Annotated in this window: 16 protein-coding genes; 13 read left to right on the top strand and 3 right to left on the bottom strand. The window is 49.9% G+C overall.

The window, feature by feature from the left end:
- The first annotated feature begins 64 nt into the window (after window positions 1–64).
- The 7 genes from FO446_RS21450 to cimA all read left to right on the top strand — a co-directional run bounded on the left by FO446_RS21450 (window position 65) and on the right by cimA (window position 7,650).
- Window positions 65–859: a thymidylate synthase gene (locus FO446_RS21450; RefSeq protein WP_056489736.1), complete on the top strand. Its 795-nt coding sequence runs from the start codon at window positions 65–67 to the stop codon at window positions 857–859.
- Window positions 856–1,332, top strand: a complete 477-nt coding sequence (locus FO446_RS21445) for a dihydrofolate reductase (protein WP_221868057.1) — start codon at window positions 856–858, stop codon at window positions 1,330–1,332. The genes FO446_RS21450 and FO446_RS21445 overlap by 4 nt, the downstream gene beginning before the upstream one ends.
- 153 nt (window positions 1,333–1,485) lie before the next feature.
- Entirely contained in the window at window positions 1,486–2,484 is a 999-nt protein-coding gene (locus FO446_RS21440; RefSeq protein ID WP_173610819.1) for a histidinol phosphate phosphatase domain-containing protein, read from the top strand.
- A gap of 75 nt (window positions 2,485–2,559) precedes the next feature.
- Window positions 2,560–3,753 carry a M20 metallopeptidase family protein gene (locus FO446_RS21435; RefSeq protein WP_237898999.1) on the top strand — a complete coding sequence of 398 codons (1,194 nt, stop codon included), beginning with the start codon at window positions 2,560–2,562 and terminating at the stop codon, window positions 3,751–3,753.
- Window positions 3,754–3,871: 118 nt separating this feature from the next.
- Entirely contained in the window at window positions 3,872–4,963 is a 1,092-nt protein-coding gene (locus FO446_RS21430; protein WP_237898998.1) for a YheC/YheD family endospore coat-associated protein, read from the top strand.
- Window positions 4,964–5,068: 105 nt separating this feature from the next.
- Window positions 5,069–5,908 carry an alpha/beta hydrolase gene (locus tag FO446_RS21425; protein ID WP_232774498.1) on the top strand — a complete coding sequence of 280 codons (840 nt, stop codon included), beginning with the start codon at window positions 5,069–5,071 and terminating at the stop codon, window positions 5,906–5,908.
- Window positions 5,909–6,027: 119 nt separating this feature from the next.
- Window positions 6,028–7,650, top strand: coding sequence for a citramalate synthase (cimA, locus tag FO446_RS21420; RefSeq protein WP_173610823.1), 1,623 nt, complete (start codon window positions 6,028–6,030; stop codon window positions 7,648–7,650).
- Window positions 7,651–7,988: 338 nt separating this feature from the next.
- Here the strand turns inward: cimA and FO446_RS21415 are convergent, their stop codons facing one another.
- Entirely contained in the window at window positions 7,989–8,855 is an 867-nt protein-coding gene (locus tag FO446_RS21415) for a helix-turn-helix transcriptional regulator (RefSeq protein ID WP_221868062.1), read from the bottom strand.
- Window positions 8,856–8,989: 134 nt separating this feature from the next.
- Between FO446_RS21415 and fabF the strand changes: the two genes are divergently transcribed.
- The 3 genes from fabF (at window position 8,990) to FO446_RS21400 (ending at window position 11,943) form a co-directional block, all read left to right on the top strand.
- Window positions 8,990–10,222 (top strand): beta-ketoacyl-ACP synthase II, encoded by a 1,233-nt coding sequence (gene fabF / locus FO446_RS21410; RefSeq protein ID WP_237898996.1) that lies wholly within the window; start codon window positions 8,990–8,992, stop codon window positions 10,220–10,222.
- Between the two features lie 127 nt (window positions 10,223–10,349).
- Entirely contained in the window at window positions 10,350–10,898 is a 549-nt protein-coding gene (locus FO446_RS21405; RefSeq protein WP_173610826.1) for a sigma-70 family RNA polymerase sigma factor, read from the top strand.
- Window positions 10,873–11,943: a DUF4179 domain-containing protein gene (locus FO446_RS21400; protein ID WP_237898992.1), complete on the top strand. Its 1,071-nt coding sequence runs from the start codon at window positions 10,873–10,875 to the stop codon at window positions 11,941–11,943. Before FO446_RS21405 ends, FO446_RS21400 begins: the two co-directional genes overlap by 26 nt.
- A gap of 66 nt (window positions 11,944–12,009) precedes the next feature.
- On the opposite strand, the gene FO446_RS21395 is transcribed toward FO446_RS21400, so the two are convergent.
- A complete protein-coding gene (locus tag FO446_RS21395; protein ID WP_015892616.1) occupies window positions 12,010–12,240 on the bottom strand; it encodes a DUF1128 domain-containing protein in 231 nt (76 codons plus the stop codon).
- A gap of 31 nt (window positions 12,241–12,271) precedes the next feature.
- Complete coding sequence (locus FO446_RS21390) at window positions 12,272–14,764, bottom strand: U32 family peptidase (protein ID WP_173610828.1); 2,493 nt, start codon at window positions 14,762–14,764, stop codon at window positions 12,272–12,274.
- Between the two features lie 181 nt (window positions 14,765–14,945).
- Between FO446_RS21390 and FO446_RS21385 the strand changes: the two genes are divergently transcribed.
- Genes FO446_RS21385 through FO446_RS21375 form a run of 3 tightly spaced genes read left to right on the top strand, consistent with a single transcriptional unit; the run spans window position 14,946 to window position 18,087 of the window.
- Window positions 14,946–16,274 (top strand): ATP-binding protein, encoded by a 1,329-nt coding sequence (locus tag FO446_RS21385; protein WP_173610829.1) that lies wholly within the window; start codon window positions 14,946–14,948, stop codon window positions 16,272–16,274.
- Complete coding sequence (locus FO446_RS21380) at window positions 16,234–16,407, top strand: hypothetical protein (protein ID WP_173610830.1); 174 nt, start codon at window positions 16,234–16,236, stop codon at window positions 16,405–16,407. The genes FO446_RS21385 and FO446_RS21380 overlap by 41 nt, the downstream gene beginning before the upstream one ends.
- A gap of 3 nt (window positions 16,408–16,410) precedes the next feature.
- Complete coding sequence (locus FO446_RS21375; protein ID WP_173610831.1) at window positions 16,411–18,087, top strand: peptide ABC transporter substrate-binding protein; 1,677 nt, start codon at window positions 16,411–16,413, stop codon at window positions 18,085–18,087.
- Window positions 18,088–18,112 lie beyond the last annotated feature (25 nt).

Below are 18,112 nucleotides of genomic sequence, written 5' to 3'. Positions count from 1 at the left end.
CATTCCGATCTTTCCTTTTTGTCTCGGTCAGGTAAAATAGATGAGATGGAAGGAGAGATGGACGATGAAACAATACCTGGATTTATGCCAGCGCATTTTGGATGAGGGTGTCACAAAAGAGGATCGGACAGGCACCGGAACGACCAGTGTTTTTGGGCATCAGATGCGTTTTGACTTGAGTGAAGGCTTTCCCATGGTCACGACGAAAAAGCTGCACATGAAATCGATCATCCACGAACTGCTCTGGTTTTTATCGGGAGATACCAATGTCAGATATTTGCAGGAAAACGGCGTGCGGATCTGGAACGAATGGGCCGATGAAAACGGAGATTTGGGCCCGGTATACGGGAGCCAATGGCGTTCTTTTACTGGGCGCGACGGCAAAACAGTGGACCAAATTCAATGGGTCATTGATGAGATCAAACGCAATCCGGACTCTCGCCGCTTGATCGTTAGCGCGTGGAATCCGGCTGAATTGGACAAGATGGCATTGCCGCCTTGTCACCTGCTGTTCCAGTTTTATGTAGCGAACGGCAAGCTGTCCTGCCAGCTGTATCAACGCAGTGGCGACACATTTTTGGGTGTGCCGTTTAATATCGCTTCCTACGCGTTGCTGACGCATATGGTAGCGCATGTCACCGGGCTTGAAGTGGGCGATTTTGTTCATACGATTGGAGACGCTCATCTGTATCTCAACCATATCGAGCAGGTCAAGCTCCAGCTCACCCGCGAGCCGAAACCACTGCCAAAGCTCGTGCTCAATCCGGAAGTGACTTCCATTTTTGACTTCAAATACGAAGATATTGAAATCGTCGGCTACGAATCCCATCCCCACATCAAAGGTGAGGTGGCCGTATGATCAGCCTGATTGTTGCCTATGCTCGCAACCAAGTCATCGGAAAAGATGGCGACATGCCGTGGCACCTTCCCGCCGACTTGAAAAATGTGAAAGAATTAACGACAGGCAAAACGATTGTGATGGGACGCAAAACGTTCGAATCGATTGGGAAGCCTCTGCCTAACCGCAGAAATGTCGTGCTGACGCGCAGCCATGACTTTCACCCTGAAGGTGTAGATGTCGTCCATACGAAGGAAGAAGTGCTAGCCATGGGTGATGTTATCATCTTTGGCGGCTCGGAAATTTATCGCCAGTTTCTCGATGTCGTTGATCGTCTGTACATTACAGAGATCGATTTGGAAACGGAGGGCGATACGTTTTTCCCGGCATGGGATCGCGATGCTTACACCTTGGTGAACAAGCGTGAGGGTATCGTGGATGAGAAGAACGTTCACCCGCATGCGTTTTACGTGTATGAGCGAAAAAATAGCTAAAAATCAAAAATGCCTCGTTGCAGAGGCATTTTTTTGTTCTTTTGTCACCTCTTCTGCTAGGTCGTTCGTCATGTGAATACTCGACATATGTATGGAACCAAACGCATATATAACGATAGAAAATAGCAGGGACGAACCCAAGGAGGTGATCGGGTGAAGGTAGACTTTCACGTCCATCTGGAGGAAGGGCCGTATTCGCTGGACTGGTTGCTGAAGCAAGCGGAATCATTGCGCCCCCTCGTGGAGCATGCCGAAGTGAGTGGGAGTCGAAAATGGGCAAGTATGCTGACCAATGGGTTGGCAGAGCGGCTTCAACAAGGACCGTATTCACGGGATTGGCTTGAATTGTATCGATTACGTGCTAAACAGGCTGGGATTCAGCAAGTTTGTGTGGTCGAGCACTTATACCGCTTTCTTGAGTACCAGTCGTACTACGAACAGCATGTGCACATCGGCTCTGATCGTTTGGGGACAGCGCAGCGCAAATGGCTGAGTCAGGTCGCAAACGACTCACTGGACAGCTTTGTTGTTTTCCTGCAAAAAGAGCGGCTTCGTTGGGCGGAGGATGGGATTGAGCTGCGTGTGGGAATTGAATTGGACTATTTTTCAGGTGGAGAAGAGACGCTGCGGCATGTCATCAATCAATATCCTTGGGATGTATGTATAGGAGCCGTGCATTTTCTGGAAGGCTGGGGCTATCCGATCCACGATGCACGAGAACGCTTTGGAAGACAGGAGCTCATCGGATTGTATAGCCTTTATTTTGACAAGCTGGAGCAGGCGATCAAATCTCAATTATTCGATGTCATCGCCCATATCGATGGCATCAAAGCGTTTGGTGTAAGACCGGATGAAACTGCACTATTACCCTATTATCAGCGTGTGGCCCGGACTCTTGGACGAATGGGGATTGCGACGGAAATCAATACAGGCTACGGTTTGGCGAGTCAGCTCCGAGAATTTTCGCCCAGCTATCGTTTTCTGGAAATTTTGTTTCAGAATGAGGTGCCCATCACTTTGGCATCTAGTGCTACTGCGCCTGATCAAGTCGGTCAGCAGTTGGACGAGGCTCGAGCGCAGTTGAAACGGGTAGGCTATACGAGCTTTGCCGTTTTTGAAAAACGAAAACGCAGCATGCTCGCTCTGGATTAGTCAAGCTCCCCATTTGGCCCATGATTCTGCTATGATGGGAGAAAGAATGGTGCATCCAGGGGAGGAGTAAGAACCATGGCCTTGCAGGAACAATTAAAAGAGCTGCTCAAAGAAATGGAGCCGCAAATCATTAGCTGGAGGCGTCATCTGCACCAGCATCCCGAGCTTTCCTTTCAAGAGGAGAAGACTCCAGCGCTTATTGCCGAAATATTAAGAGGACTTCGCTTCGATGAGGTTCGCACAGGCGTTGGCGGTAGAGGAGTCATCGGTGTTTTGCGCGGAGGGAGCCCGGGTAGGGTCGTCGCGTTGCGTGCGGATTTTGACGCGCTGCCGATTCAAGATCAAAAAGAAGTACCGTATAAATCTACTGTACCTGGTGTCATGCATGCGTGTGGTCATGATGCGCACACGTCCCAGCTATTAGGACTCGCTTTTGTTTTGGCAGCAAATCGTGAGCAGTTTGCCGGTGAGATTCGCTTTGTCTTTCAGCATGCGGAAGAGGAAAATCCGGGCGGAGCAACCCAAATGGTTGAGGATGGGGCTGTAGATGGCGTCGATGCGATCTTTGGCGTTCATCTCTGGTCGATGTTCCCTGTAGGAAAGGTATTCATTAGTGCGGGTCCGCTCATGGCGAATACGGACGACTTTTCCATCGAGATCAAAGGTAAAGGGGGACACGGTGCTGTTCCAGAAGAAACTGTCGACTCCATTGTGATCGGTTCGCAAATCGTCGGTCATCTGCAAACGATTGCCAGCCGCAACGTCAGCCCATTAGAAAGTGTGGTCGTGACTGTGGGAACGTTCAACGGCGGAGACAGTACGAACATCATCGCAGATAGCTGTCGTTTGACAGGGACTGTCCGCTCCTTTTTGCCAGACGTCCGCGATCGAGCGGAGCAGCGCCTGACAGAAATTGCGGAAGGGACAGCTGCCATGATGGGAGGAAGCGCTACAGTTGTCTACGAGCGAGGGTATCCAGCTGTCATTAACCATGAAAGAGAAACAGCTATCGCCCGGGAAGCAGCCATTGCCGCATTTGGAGCTGGTCGTGTGGAATCGATGAAGCCGTTGATGGGTGGCGAGGACTTTTCGTACTACTTGGAAAAGGTGCCCGGCGCTTACTTGTTCGTAGGGGCAGGCAATCCGGAAAAGCTGGCGACATATCCCCACCATCATCCCCGCTTCGATATCGACGAGGATGCCATGCTGATTGCAGGCGAGCTCTTGGGACGAACAGCACTGCATTATTTGGAAACACATAAACGATAAGAAAACGTATGAAAGATGCGCTTTTGCCTACATAGGACAAAGGCGCTTTTTTTTGCTTTCAACCATAAGCTATACAAGGCTAGCTAGAAAATCGAACAAGGGAGGGAGTGGCCTTTCGGTGAGAAAACGGATAGGCGTACTGACCTACCGAGGAGAATCAGGCTTTGTCGAGCCCGGCTATTTGCGAAGGCTGGTTAAGGAAGGAAGAGAAATGGGGGCAGAGGTTTTTTTATTTAGCCCACAAGATGTCCGTTTGGAAGAAAAGCGGATCAACGGTTATGTACCAGATGGTACGAAGTGGAGACGAGAGCGTTTTGCCTGGCCCGACATCGTCATTGATCGTTATCGCTACTATCCATTGCCCAAGCATCGTGCCTATTTGCCATTTCGCAAGCAAGACTGGTTTCGTTATGCGAATAACCGTTTCTCGAACAAATATGTCGTACATCAGATTTTGATACAAGATCCTGATCTGCAGCGCTGGCTTCCCGAAACACTCCCCTACGACAGAAAAACGCTTGCTACGATGCTTGCCGATCATCGTCTGGTTTATCTCAAGCCGACAAACGGCACTGGTGGCAGAAGTATACTGCGTGTGGAGAAACAAGCAGGTCGCTACCTTTTGCATGGCAGGACCAAGCAGCAAGCCAAAAGCTGCGAAAAACTGGCGACGCTCACAGAGGTGTGCGAGCGGCTGGAGCATTGGATGAACAAGGAGAAGAGCGGAAACGAGCAGTTTTTTCTTCAACAGGGGCTACGGTTGTCACTGGTTCCCAAGCGAACAGTAGATGCTCGCATGCTTGTGCAAAAGGACGGGAAAGGTCAGTGGTGTTTGACCGGGATGGGCATTCGCGTTGGGCCGATACAATCGTCCACCTCCAATTTGCATGGAGGGGGAACCGCTTTGCCTGCTGTTTCCTTTTTGGTCAAACGATTTGGTCGGGAAAAGGCAGAGCGGATTGTGCTGGAATGCAGGGAGCTCGCGATCAAGACTGTCAAACGCATTGAAGAGCATTTCGGCCTGATGATGGAGTTTGGCTTTGATCTGGGGATTGATGTTCATGGCAGGGTTTGGATTATCGAAATCAATCCGAAGCCAGGGAGAGAAATTTTCAAGCAGATGCGTCAGCACAAGCGATATGCGACGGCGGTTCGGCGGCCGTTGGAGTATGCGTTGTACCTTGTTAATAAAAACAATGCAGTGAACTAAAGGGGATCTTCCAAAGAGGAAGATCTCTTTTTTTTGGTATTTTCGTTTCTTTTAGGAGGGGGACACGGCATAATAATAAAAAAATGCACAAGAGGTGAAGCACACATGCAAAAGCAATCCTTTTCCATCGCACTCGATGAGCAGTTGACGCTTCGCGGAGATATTCATACGGAGGAAGCGGCAGGCTCAGAACAGCCACTACTGCTGTTTTGCCATGGCTTTAAAGGCTTCAAGGATTGGGGAAGCTTTCCCTACGTAGCCGATGAGCTGGCCAAGCAAGGCATTACCACGATTCGCTTTAATTTTAGCTGCAATGGCGTAGGGGAGAGCTTGACGGAGTTCGACGAGCTGGAGAAATTCGGACGCAATACATATGCCCGCGAACTGGCTGATTTGCAAGCGTTGACGGAACGGATTTTGTCAGGCGAGCTACCGTTACCCGATTACGTGGACAAAACGAAGCTGTATGTATTGGGACACAGCAAGGGCGGCGGTGACGCGATTTTATTCGGAGCAAACAACCCGCATGTGGCAGGGATTGTGACCTGGAACGGAATCGCTCATGTCGATTTGTTCGACGAGAAGCTGCGCAGACAAATAGAAGAGACTGGTGTCGGATACATAGCGAATGCGCGGACTGGTCAAGATATGCCAATCACGAGAGTCGTGATCGAGGACGTGGATAACAATCGAGAGCAATACGATATTTTGAAACTTGTCTCTACGATGGAGCAACCACTGTGCATCATCACAGGAGAAAAAGATTATGTCCGTCTGGTAGAGGGTGCAAAAAGAATTCATCAGGCTGCCAAAAACAGCGAGCTGCACTGGATAGAAGGCGGAGATCATACATTTAACACGCGTCATCCGTTTGCGGGAACATCGACTCCGTTGGAAGCTGCAATCAAGCAAACCGTCGCATTTGTCCGCACCCCACGGACATAGAAAAAACCTCTATTTTCCCGCGTTTTCTTTCCATTTGGGCTGTGGTATACTGGGAATCGTTCTAACGGTTGGAATGATGTGATTATTCAGAAAAATAAAAGAACAGGTGGAGAAGAAACATGAATAGCAAGGTGTATCTGTATGATACGACCCTGCGAGATGGTACGCAGGGAGAGGGGATCAGCCTGTCAGTAGAAGACAAGATAAAGATCGCACTGCGGCTGGACCAGTTTGGTATCGATTTTATTGAAGGCGGTTGGCCGGGCAGCAATCCAAAGGACATGGCTTTTTTTGAGCGTATCCGGGAGATTTCGCTGCAGCACGCGAAGGTAACGGCTTTTGGCAGTACCTGTAGACCGAATGTAGCAGCGCCGGATGATGACAATCTGCAAGCGTTGATCTTAAGCGGAGCCTCGGCAGCCGCGATCTTCGGGAAATCATGGGATTTGCACGTGACAGATGCTCTGAAGACGACATTGGAAGAAAACGTGCGCATGGTCGCTGATTCGGTCGCATTTTTAAAAGAAAACGGACTGACGACTCTCTTTTTGGCTGAGCATTTCTTCGATGGGTACAAGGCGAATCCGCGCTACGCATTGCGGGTGCTGGAAGCAGCAGAAGAGGCTGGGGCTGACTGGATTGTTCTCTGTGATACAAATGGCGGGACACTGCCGCATGAAGTCTATGATATTGTCAAAACGACTGTGGGCCATCTGCGGACGCCTGTAGGCATTCATCCGCATAATGACAGTGGAGTGGCAGTTGCCAATGCACTAGCTGCGATTCAGGCTGGCGCACAGCAAGTGCAAGGAACGATTAACGGCATCGGTGAGCGCTGCGGGAATGTCAATTTGATCTCTGTGGTTCCGAATTTGCAGCTCAAGCTGGGCTATCATTGTGTGAGCACTGATCAATTGCAGGAGCTGACACAGCTGTCTCGCTATGTAGCGGAAATTGCCAACATGACCATGCCGAACAATCAGCCGTTTGTCGGGTACAGTGCTTTTGCTCACAAGGGTGGTATTCACGTAAGCGCCGTTATGCGCGACCCGAAAACGTACGAGCACATCGAGCCAGAAAACATCGGCAACAAACGCCGCGTACTCGTCTCAGAACTCGCAGGACAAAGCAATTTGCTCGCCAAAATGGAAGAGCTCGAGATCGACCTCTCGCTGGATCGCCAAAAGGCGAGAGAAATCATCACACACATCAAAGAGCGCGAATTCCAAGGCTATCAATACGAGGGAGCAGAGGCTTCACTGACGCTGATGCTGCTGGAAGCCTCCGGCAAGCTGAAGAACCTGTTCAAACTAGACTCCTTCAAAATCATGCTGGAAAAGGCAGCCGTCCAATCGATCACGTCGGAGGCGACCGTGAAGTTGCGGGTGAACGGGGAGTCTGTCCATACGGCTGCTGATGGCAATGGTCCGGTGAATGCACTGGACAATGCAATGCGAAAAGCATTGGAAGGCTACTATCCATGCATTGCAAAAATGCAGCTGGAAGATTACAAAGTGCGTGTCCTGGACGAAAATGGCGCGACTGCCGCAAAAGTACGTGTCCTGATCGAATCCTCGAGCAACGGGGAAAAGTGGAGCACAGTCGGCGTCTCTACCAACGTCATTGAAGCGAGCTGGGAAGCGCTGGCAGACAGTATCCGTTACTTGCTGTGGAAAGAAGGCTGCGAGGAAGTCGGAAGCCTTGCTTCCTCCGGGACGCGCGTAGGAATTGTGAATCATTAACAAAGTGAACCAGCCCAGACAGATGTCGTCGGGCTGGTTTTCCTTTGGTATGCAAGTTTTAAAAGGTACCGATCAACCAACAAAGCTGGCGAGAAGAAAAAGCACAGAGCTCGTAGACCTTGACAACGCCTACCCAGTCGGAACTTCCAAAAGGGGATCACGCTTGTCGAACACTTCTTCCCTGAGAAGCCTCCGCCCGTAGGGTGGCTTTGGCTCGACGGTCCCCTTTTGGAAGTGGAGACGGACAGTGAATCCCCCATGCTGGCGTGTCAGAGTCGAAGAGAACTGTGCTTTTTCTTCTCCTCCACCATGTTGACTCAAACCCCAAAGACCTTCGGTCAAGGTTTGCCAGAAGTAACAGGCCGATCAATCAACTGCCGCAACTTTGTCTCCGTGGCAGAATTCGGGTCAGGCGTGTAAATGCTGCACCGCAAATCCGCGCTCCCGGAAACTTGCAGCGAAGTCAGATGAAAGAGCATTTTCCCTGCCTTCGCATGACGGAATTCCAGTAAAACCTCCGGTGCTGAGCTGACGCGGCTTTGCTCCCAAAGCTCGTGAAAGTCGGGATGAACCTGTCGCATTTCGCTTAAAAACTGCTCGTACCACTCGTCCTCTACATACTGACCGTAATTGGCGCGAAAAATCGCGAGAAAGCCGCTGACGAAATGCTCCCAGTTCACGGCCAGCCGCCGTAATTCCTTTCGCGTAAACACCAGGCGGATCAAATTGCGCTCTTCATAAGGGATTTGTTCAAAATCGAGAAAGACATGCGCCGCTGCCTCGTTCCAGCCGACTATATGACTGCGCCGATCTGAAATGATGGTTGGACATGAGCGCAACTCTTTTAAGATTCGTTTGAGGGCAGGATTGATCTTCGGCGGTTCATCTTCTTTTTGCACGTCTTGCCCTACTCCAGTGCCTGTCTCCAGTGCCAGCGCATACAAATATTTTCGCTCATCGACGGTAAGCTGCAGGGCTCTCGCTACCGCATCCAGAACGGATGGCGAGACCTTGATATCGCGGCCTTGTTCCAGCCATGTATACCAGGTGGAGCTAACCCCCGCGAGTTGAGCAACTTCTTCTCTTCGTAGCCCAGGTGTTCTTCTGCGTGTCCCAGGAGCCAGCCCGACCGATTGTGGCAGGATTTTGGCGCGCTGCGCTTTCAAAAAAGTAGACAGTGCCTGCAAACGTGTTTGCTGATTCATGGTACACTCTCCGTTTCCTCAACTGGTTAAGTTTGTTAGACTAGTACTCATTATACTAGGATAAACAACAACTTGTAATAGGATAACCCATGTGACAAGATGGTTTTCATAAGGCACTCAATAGGAGGCTAATCATGGAAAAAGTCGTTGTCACAGGCATGGGGGTAATCTCCCCGATAGGGAATACAGTGAATCAGTTTTGGAACAGTCTCGTGCAAGGGAAGTCTGGTATCTCGCCTATTGATACTTTTGATACAGCACGCAATAAAACGAAAATCGCAGGTTTGGTGCGAGATTTTGATCCGGTAGAGCGGTTTGGGCGCAAAGAATCGCGGCGAATGGACCGCTTTTGCCAGTTTGCCCTTGCTGCTGCAGAAGAAGCGCTAGAGGATGCTGAGCTTCGGCTGGACGAGTTGGACCGCGAGCGCATCGGGGTATATGTAGGCTCTGGCATCGGTGGGGTAGGGACGCTCCTCGAGCAGCATGACGTTCTTCGTGAACGAGGTCCTGAGCGGGTCAGTCCGACGCTGGTTCCCATGCTCATCTCCAACATGGCCGCAGCGATGATCAGCATCAAGTACGGTCTTTACGGGCCGACGATGTCACCTGTTACGGCGTGCTCGATTGGGAATACGTCCATCGGTGAGGCTTTCCGGCTCATTCGGGCGGGCGGAGCGGATGTCGTCATCGCAGGAGGGTCTGAGGCCGCAGTGACGGATATATCTCTCGCCAGCTTTAGCAATGCGACGGCATTGTCCACAAGAAATGATGATCCACCAGCAGCGAGTCGGCCATTTGATGCCAAGCGGGATGGGTTTGTCATGGCAGAAGGTGCCGGAATTGTGATTTTGGAATCGGAATCACACGCCAAGAAAAGAAACGCACGCATGTATGCCGAAGTGATTGGCTATGGGGCAAGCTCTGATGCCTACCACATGGTGGCGACACATCCGGAAGGAATCGGTCCCTACCGTGCGATGAAATGGGCCCTCCAGGAAGCAGGGGTGCAACCGACAGACGTCGATGTCATCAGCGCGCACGCAACCAGCACAGAAATCGGGGACCGTTCCGAGACATTGGCTATCAAAAAGCTGTTTGGCGACCATGCGTACCGTGTACCGATCACCGCCAACAAATCGATGACGGGTCATATGTTTGGTGCAGCAGGAGGGGCGGAGGCGGTCGCTCTGATCAAGAGCTTGCAGGAAGGAATCATTCCCCCTACGATCAATCAGGTGGAGCGTGACCCTGAATGCGATCTGGACTATGTGCCAAATACAGCGCGCAAAGCCACGCTTGACATCGGCATGTCCAATTCCTTTGGCTTTGGCGGTCACAACGCAGTCATTGTGCTGAAAAAAATGTAATGGATAGAGCCTGTTCTCGTAGTCTCAGGTAGACTGTGAGAGCAGGCTTTTTTTATTTCGATAGAAAAAATGAAACGTTTTGTCGCCCTGATTTCTCTAACAGGGGAGAAAAGGAGGGGGGAGCTGTTTGAATAGACAACTTGGTCTCGTTGCTCGTGCCAAGGCTGGTGATGCTGACGCGTTCCAAATGCTGATTCATCAGGAAAAAACCAATTTGTACAAGATGGCTTTCGTGTATACGCGCAACGAAGAGGATGCACTTGAGATTTTTCAGGAAACGGTCTATAAGGCGTTGCTCTCCATTTCAACCTTAAAGGAAGAGCAGTATTTTACCACATGGTTGACACGCATTTTGATCAACTCGGCGCTTGCCTATTTGGCTAGGAAACGCAAGGTAATTTCACTTAGCAAAGACATGATTGAAAATGTGCGGGATACAGGAAGCGTAAGGCTCGAGGAACGGATCGATCTGCTGGAAGCAATGGAAGAGATGGAAGAAAAGTATGTAACGGTACTGCTGCTAAGGTTTTACAAGGACTACTCCGTAAAACAAATCGCCGAAACGCTGGATTGTCCGGAAGGCACTGTAAAAACGAATATTCACAGAGGATTGACGCTATTAAAAAAGAAACTAAAAGGGGAGTATTTCGATGAGAGAAAAAATTCATGCCTATAAAGAGCAAGTAGATCGCATTCCAGTCCCGACAGAGAAGCTGGACGCTATTATCGCCCAAACGGTTCAGGCTGTACCGAAGAGAAAACGCCTGAACAAACGAAAGCTGGTGTACAGTACAGGGGCAGCGGTCGTAGCTTTAGGGGTCTTGTTTAGCTCAGCAGCAGTTTCCCCGGCGATGGCCAATCTGGTGTCCAAGGTGCCTTTGATTGGATCGATTTTCTCGGCATATGGAGACAACGGATTGAAGCTAGCGAGTGAAAAAGGCTTAACAACTGTCATTGGCGAGTCGCAGGACGTGGATGGTCATGCAATTACTGTCAATGAAGTGTACTATGACGGCACGCGTTTTACGATTGGTTATACATTGGAAACGAAGCAGGCAGTCGGAGAGCATTATTTAGGCTCCTCCCCAGATCTGACGGTAAATGGGAAAGCATTTGGATACGCAGGAAGCAGCAAACATACACAGATCACGCCGACGCTAGCGACCGGGATTGTCGATATCGATGCGATCAATGGCTTGCCAGAGGAGTTCAAGCTGGGATTGAGCTTTCATGGGGAGGACGGCAAGCAGTGGAACTTCTCCTTGCCAATCAGTTCCCGTACAGAAACCAAGCGCATTGCGATCAATCACCAGCAAAAAGCTGGAGGCATTGACCTCACTGTTCCGGATACAACAATGGGTCCAGCAGGACTGGTGGTCAGCTTCCAGGCGGTAACGGAGGAAATCGGCTATTTATCGAGCTATTTGGAATTCAAGGTCGTTGATGATAAAGGAAATGAGCTAGGAGCCTACTCAGGCGGTAGCCAAGGCAAAAAATCTGATGGTAAAGAATACCTTGCAGGAACCCGTCGTTTCGATCCGGTGACAGCAGATGTAAAAGAATTAAGGATCACTCCATATCTGTCATTGCCATCTCAAGGTGGTGGTGTTGGGATAGATGGAAATGGAAAAGAAACGATAATCCAAACAACCATCGACATGATAAAGAAACAAGGGAAAGACATTGAGTTCAAAACGTTTACCGTTACGTTGAAAAAATAAAGTCCACGCAAAAAAGCGTCACTCCATGTACAGGAGCGACGCTTTTTTCTCTTGTTAGGGCAAAAACTAGGATTGTTTTCTCATCGCACCCAGCTCTTCAACGATGGCAGTCATTTCATTGATGCCAAACGCTGCTTTTTTCTGCACCATGTTGTACAGGTACAGCAAATCCTCGTAATGAACGAGATCGAAATCCTCCGGGCGCATCACCGCCGTATTCGCCATGTTCAGCTTTGCTTTGATGCCCTCAATGATAATGGCCAAGTTTTCTACAGTCGGTTGATTCAGGTCAGCCATGCTTTCTCGCTCCTCTCTACAAAGCTGGTTTTTATTTCGTCAGTTGCCCACGTGTGACACCCAACTGGTTGGTTGCCTTCAGGGTACGCCATACATGTGTACCGCTAACTTCTCCGCGCAATGCTTTGCGATACAGACTGATTACCTCTTTCACGCGCTCTGGCTCTTCTTCCAAAAACTCGATGCGATAGCTACCGACATTCAGGGAGCGGAACTCACTCAAATACTCAGCACCAGACTGGTCAATCGCGTTATAAACGGTATTGCGGCAACCGGTATCCACACGTATAGGGTGTGAGAAGCCGACGCGGTCTTTCAAAGAAATGCGGGAGGTCTCACATGGAGTTCCGCAGTTCGTATGGTCAGTACCTTCACTCATGAATGTGCAGTATACGCAGTGCTCCGTGTGGAACATCGGCATGTGCTGGTGGATAACCAGTTCCATGTTCGCAGCGTTTGAGCGGCTGAGCAGATCGACCATTTGTTGGATGTTCAGATCGTACGATGGCGTTACGCGCTCAAGACCTGTTGCAAGGAACAGCTCAACTGCCTTGTGGTTCGCGACATTCAGGGAGAAATCGCCAATCAGCGGAATGTCGATTTCATCACGACGGGACAAGTAGTAATAGAGTGCTCCCGTATTGCGGACCAGAATAGCATCTGGTTTGCTTTTCGCGATCAGGGCAAGGACCCCGTTTTCATCCGGCATATGAATGCGCATCGTAGCAATCCCGATCTTTTTGCCGTACTTATGGGCCAGCTTGACACCCTCTGGATACTGCTTGACGAATTCAAAGTCAGCGTAGAGGAAGTCCACGTCGGTTTGCGCAGCTGCTTCCAATTGCTCAAGGGAACGGCACAGCGCTGTCAGGAGCGGCTTTTCCACTGGCTGGCTCTTCGGAACATCCGCGTATACGTTGATATCGTGATGGTGGTAAATCGGCGGCTTGGAGCGCAGGAACACGAGCTGTTCGACTGCGTCACGGCGCATCCGGTTCAACTCACTGACAGGTACGATGAGATCCCCTTCGAGATCGACAGTCAGATCGTGAGCTTCCAGGTGGAAAATGGTTCCGCCCAGACGGCTTAATTGATCGTGCAGTAACTCTTTCGACAGAGGGCGCTTCAAAGCAGTCTCCAGCAGTACCTCGGAAGGAACACTGACAGCGTGATTCGCTTGTTTATCCACCCAAGTGACACTGAGTTTTTCACCCAGCTTTCCGCTCACGTGAACGGACAGCGGGAAGGTGCGATAAGGCTTTTCGGTCTCGAACGTTTTGCGCAGGCGACGATCCAGCTCAGGGTCGCTCGTCTTCCATACGCGGTCACCGACGTGAAGACGCTTCAGATTCACGTCATTGCGTCCCATGACGATTTCGTACAAGCCTTTGGAAACTTCACCTTCTACCTTTTTACTGCGGCTCAAAATATCGTAGATGCGACCGCCTTCTTCTTTTTGCGTAGGGTCACCCGCGTCGAACACGATACCGTCTCCGCGTTTGACAGGAGCAGTGATGTCCACCAAAACGCCTGTAGGCAGCAGTTTTTTCACGGTTCCCAAAAACACACCGCGGCTTTTCGGGAACGAACCATCTACGAGCTGCTTGTTGTTTGTCCCGGTCAAAAATCCGTGCGTAAACCCGCGAGAGAAGCTTTGTTGCAGCTCACGTACTTCTACCTCGGTTGGTCCCGTATCTTGTCCGGCAAAATAACGCTCGATGGCGGCATTGTACTTGCTCACGACGTTTGCCACGTATTCAGGTGTTTTCAGGCGGCCTTCAATTTTAAAGGAAGTCACGCCAGCCTCGATCAACTCAGGAACCAAATCGATAGCAGCCAAGTCCTTCGGGGACAGCACGTAAGCGATGTTTCCCATGTCCTTTTGCACACCGTCTACCATCAGGTCATACGGCAAGCGACAGGCCTGGGCACACTCCCCGCGGTTTGCCGAGCGTCCCCCCCACATTTCCGAGGTCAGACATTGACCGGAATAAGAAACACACAAGGCACCGTGGACGAATACTTCCATCGGCAGCTTCGCTTTTTCTCCGATTTTTTTGATCTCTTTTAATGAATTTTCACGACCGAGCACGACGCGTTCCATATCAAACGGCTTCGTGAACTCCACCGCTTCCGGCGAAGTAATCGTCATTTGTGTAGAGCCATGAATCGGGAAGTCTGGAGAAATCTCGCGAATCATCTTTACAAGACCGAGGTCTTGTACGATCACCGCGTCTACTCCAGCGTGAATACAGGCGTCAATCAGCTCGCGTGCATCCTCCAGTTCATTTTCAAATACGAGAATATTAAAAGTAAGGAAGCCCTTTACCCCGTACATGTGCAAATAAGCCATAATCTCAGGCAGTTCCGCCATTTGAAAGTTCTCAGCACGAGCACGCGCGTTGAACTTTTCTACCCCAAAAAAGATGGCATTGGCACCGTTCGCCACGGCTGCCTTCAAACAGTCCCAGTTACCAGCAGGTGCCAACAGCTCAATATCTTCACGCTTTATACCATTTCGCATGTGTATGTCTTACCTCCAAGGTCTTCAAACAAGCTCTTCTTCATCATAGGGAAATGTGCTGGTCACCGCAACAAAAACATCCTTTCTGCCAGATGTTGAAAATGTGCCTTCCAGAAAGATACCTAGTAATGGTATTCTGTAAGAAAAATCGAAATATTCTACGAACCAGGGGAACCGATATATGTTAATCATCAAAGACATTTTGCTGCAGTTGCTGTTCGTTATCGTCCCTGTTTTGCTGTATAGAAACGTTTGGCTGGGGCGATCAACCTCGAACAAGATGAGCGTCAAATCATCCATGGTTATCGTTTGTAGCTCGATCAGTGTCATTTTTGCCATGAGCTTTCCAGTACAACTCAGTAATGGTATGGAGTACGATTTACGCTCGATACCGATCATTATTACCATTTTATACGCCGGGTATATCCCGGGCATTTTAACGATTTTGATGATGTTTGTTGTAAAGATTGTTCTGGGAGGCGATGGCGTTCTTATAACGATTCTTGGAACGATGGTCTACGCGATCATCCCGTTTTTGTTGGTCAATCGTTGGTATGGCTACTCTTTACGAAAAAAACTAGCGACCGTTCTCTTGATCGGATGCTTAAAGCAGCTATCCATCATCGGTGGAGGGATGGTTGTTTTGATCTGGAGAGGGTTCCCGTTGTCCATCATTAGCGATCATCTGGAGCCGTTAGTGGAGATTGGCTACCTCGCTTTGATCGTTCAAGGTGGAGCTGTTTATTTCATCGAGTTTATTCGAGAATCTCATATTATCCGCAAGCAGGTCGAACGCTCGGAAAAGCTGAATCTGATCAGCGAGCTGGCAGCCAGTGTCGCCCACGAAGTGCGCAATCCACTCACGGTGGTACGAGGTTTTGTCCAATTGTTGCGTGAGGAGACGAATCCGAAAAACGTTGAATACATCCGATTGGTCTTAAATGAACTCGACCGGGCTGAATTTATCATTTCCGACTATTTAAATCTGGCCAAGCCTCATTCTGAGACGCTGGAGCGACTGGAGATTGCGCATACCGTAAAAGAAGTGAGCGCCATTATGTCCTCGTACAGCGTCATGAATCGAGTGGAAATCGCCTGTGAGACCGAGCCGGGCCTATTCGTTGAGAGCAACGCCGTTAAGCTCAAGCAAGCATTGATGAATCTAATGAAAAACGGTATCGAATCGATGGGACAAGGTGGCATACTCCATGTCACCGTACGAGCAGCCGGGAACTATCATGTGATTTCCATCAAGGATGAGGGAGAGGGGATGACGCCGGAGCAGATTGAACAGATTGGGCTACCTTTTTATTCTACGAAGGAAAAAGGGACAGGTCTCGGTTTGATGGTAACCTGCCGGATTATCGAGGCGATGCGGGGGACGATCCACTTTCAGAGTGAACGCGGGCACGGAACGCAGGTGACGATTCAACTGCCTGCAGTGTATACGACCGAAAAAGGAGGCGAACATGGACAAAGATCAAGAGGTGTGGGAGCGACTCTTTCATGAGTTGGCTGTCATCAGAAGTGAATTAAAAGCGTTCAAGCTCGAAACACGTGCAGAACTCTATCAAATCAAAAACGAGCTGAAAGAATGGCAGCAGCGTGAAGAACAGCGAAGGCTCTCAAACGAAGGAGAATAGACCATGAGAAGTTCCGCAAAACGATGGTGGCAAAAGACAGGAAAAGTTGTTTTCGCAGCAGGTTTGGCTTTCGCGCTTGCTGCATGCGGACAACCTCAGGAAGCAGCAAAGCCTGCCACACAACCAACGACAGAAGCTACACCAGCTAGTGCATCTGCGCAACCTGAACAGATACTCAGGCTGAATAACTTTACAGAACCGCTTTCTCTTCATCCCGGACTCATTTCGGATGTTTGGTCATCCAATGTTATTTTTCAGACGTTTGAAGGGCTGACGCGAATTGACGACAAGGGCGTTCCACAGCCCGCGATGGCCCAGGAAATCAAGGCATCAGATGATTTGTTGACGTACACCTTCACGATTCGCGACAATGCGAAGTGGTCGAACGGCGATCCCGTAACCGCGCACGATTTTGAAAATGCCTGGAAATGGGCACTCGATTCCAAAAACGGTTCCCAGTATGCCTACCAGCTGTTTTATGTAAAAAATGCAGAGGCAGCCTTTGCTGGCAAAGCGAAGCCCGAAGAGATCGGGGTCAAGGCAACAGACGACAAGACACTGGTTGTTCAACTGGAAAACCCGACGCCGTTTTTCCTGGAGCTGACGGCTTTTTACAGCTACTTTCCGCTAAATACCAAAGTGGTGAAAGAACATCCGGACTGGGCGAAGGAAGCAGGACCAACCTACACCTCGAATGGACCGTTCAAACTCACTGCGTGGGAGCATAAAAACAAGCTGACGCTTACGAAAAATGAGCATTATTGGGACGCAGACGCTGTCAAGCTGACCAAAATCGAAATGAGTATGATCAATGACGCGAATACAGAGCTGTCCATGCTGGAGGGCGGCGATCTCGATTGGGCAGGCGCCCCGACTGGCAATCTTCCGCTCGACGCGATGCCGACCTTGAAGGAAAAAGGTTTGCTGGTGATCACGCCAAAAGCAGGGACGTATTGGTATGAATTCAACACAGAGCAAAAGCCTTTCCACAACAAAAAAATTCGCCAAGCCTTTTCATACGCGATCAGCCGGAAAGACATTGTGGAGAATATCACCCAGGGAGGGGAATTGGTTGCGACAGCCGTAGTGCCGCCTACGATGTTTGCTGAGAACGAGCAAGGCTTGTTTATAGACAACGACATGGAAAAAGCCAAGCAACTGTTGGCGGAAGGCATGAAGGAAGAAGGGTATGCCAGCATCGACCAGCTCCCGCCGATTACACTGTCCTATAATACGGAGGAAGCACAGACGAAAATCGCCCAAGCCGTACAGGACATGTGGCAAAAAAACTTGGGTGTGCACGTCAAGCTGGAGAATCAGGAATGGAATGTCTATTATGAAAACGTGAAAAACGGGAAGTATCAAGTAGCGCGGATGGGGTGGACGGGGGATTTCAACGATCCGATCAACTTCCTGGAAATATTCCGGACGAAGGAAGGCAACAACCATACTCGTTGGGAGAATCGTCAATTTGCCGATCTATTGGCGGCTTCTGCCAAGGAGAAGGATGCTGCCAAACGAAAAGCGATCTTGCAAGAGGCTGAGAAAATCTTGGTAGACGAAATGCCAGTTATTCCGTTTTACTTTAAGTCTACGGTGTATGCGCAAAACCCCAAGTTGAAAGGCGTAGTCATTTCTGGTCTGGGATACGCGCAGTACAAATGGGCCTATTTCGAATAAATCATATGTAGTCACATTCGAAGGG

This window comes from Brevibacillus brevis (assembly GCF_022026395.1).
Classification (GTDB): domain Bacteria; phylum Bacillota; class Bacilli; order Brevibacillales; family Brevibacillaceae; genus Brevibacillus.
Note: the sequence above shows the minus strand (reverse complement) of the source record. Positions and strands in the feature narration are given on the sequence as shown.

What these genes read in the sequence shown, in the direction of transcription:
- FO446_RS21450 (WP_056489736.1), top strand. Translation starts at nt 65, where the DNA reads ATGAAACAATACCTGGATTTATGCCAGCGCATTTTGGATGAGGGTGTC.
- FO446_RS21445 (WP_221868057.1), top strand. Translation starts at nt 856, where the DNA reads ATGATCAGCCTGATTGTTGCCTATGCTCGCAACCAAGTCATCGGAAAA.
- FO446_RS21435 (WP_237898999.1), top strand. Translation starts at nt 2,560, where the DNA reads ATGGCCTTGCAGGAACAATTAAAAGAGCTGCTCAAAGAAATGGAGCCG.
- FO446_RS21425 (WP_232774498.1), top strand. Translation starts at nt 5,069, where the DNA reads ATGCAAAAGCAATCCTTTTCCATCGCACTCGATGAGCAGTTGACGCTT.
- cimA (WP_173610823.1), top strand. Translation starts at nt 6,028, where the DNA reads ATGAATAGCAAGGTGTATCTGTATGATACGACCCTGCGAGATGGTACG.
- FO446_RS21415 (WP_221868062.1), bottom strand. Translation starts at nt 8,855, where the DNA reads ATGAATCAGCAAACACGTTTGCAGGCACTGTCTACTTTTTTGAAAGCG.
- fabF (WP_237898996.1), top strand. Translation starts at nt 8,990, where the DNA reads ATGGAAAAAGTCGTTGTCACAGGCATGGGGGTAATCTCCCCGATAGGG.
- FO446_RS21400 (WP_237898992.1), top strand. Translation starts at nt 10,873, where the DNA reads ATGAGAGAAAAAATTCATGCCTATAAAGAGCAAGTAGATCGCATTCCA.
- FO446_RS21395 (WP_015892616.1), bottom strand. Translation starts at nt 12,240, where the DNA reads ATGGCTGACCTGAATCAACCGACTGTAGAAAACTTGGCCATTATCATT.
- FO446_RS21390 (WP_173610828.1), bottom strand. Translation starts at nt 14,764, where the DNA reads ATGCGAAATGGTATAAAGCGTGAAGATATTGAGCTGTTGGCACCTGCT.
- FO446_RS21385 (WP_173610829.1), top strand. Translation starts at nt 14,946, where the DNA reads ATGTTAATCATCAAAGACATTTTGCTGCAGTTGCTGTTCGTTATCGTC.
- FO446_RS21380 (WP_173610830.1), top strand. Translation starts at nt 16,234, where the DNA reads ATGGACAAAGATCAAGAGGTGTGGGAGCGACTCTTTCATGAGTTGGCT.
- FO446_RS21375 (WP_173610831.1), top strand. Translation starts at nt 16,411, where the DNA reads ATGAGAAGTTCCGCAAAACGATGGTGGCAAAAGACAGGAAAAGTTGTT.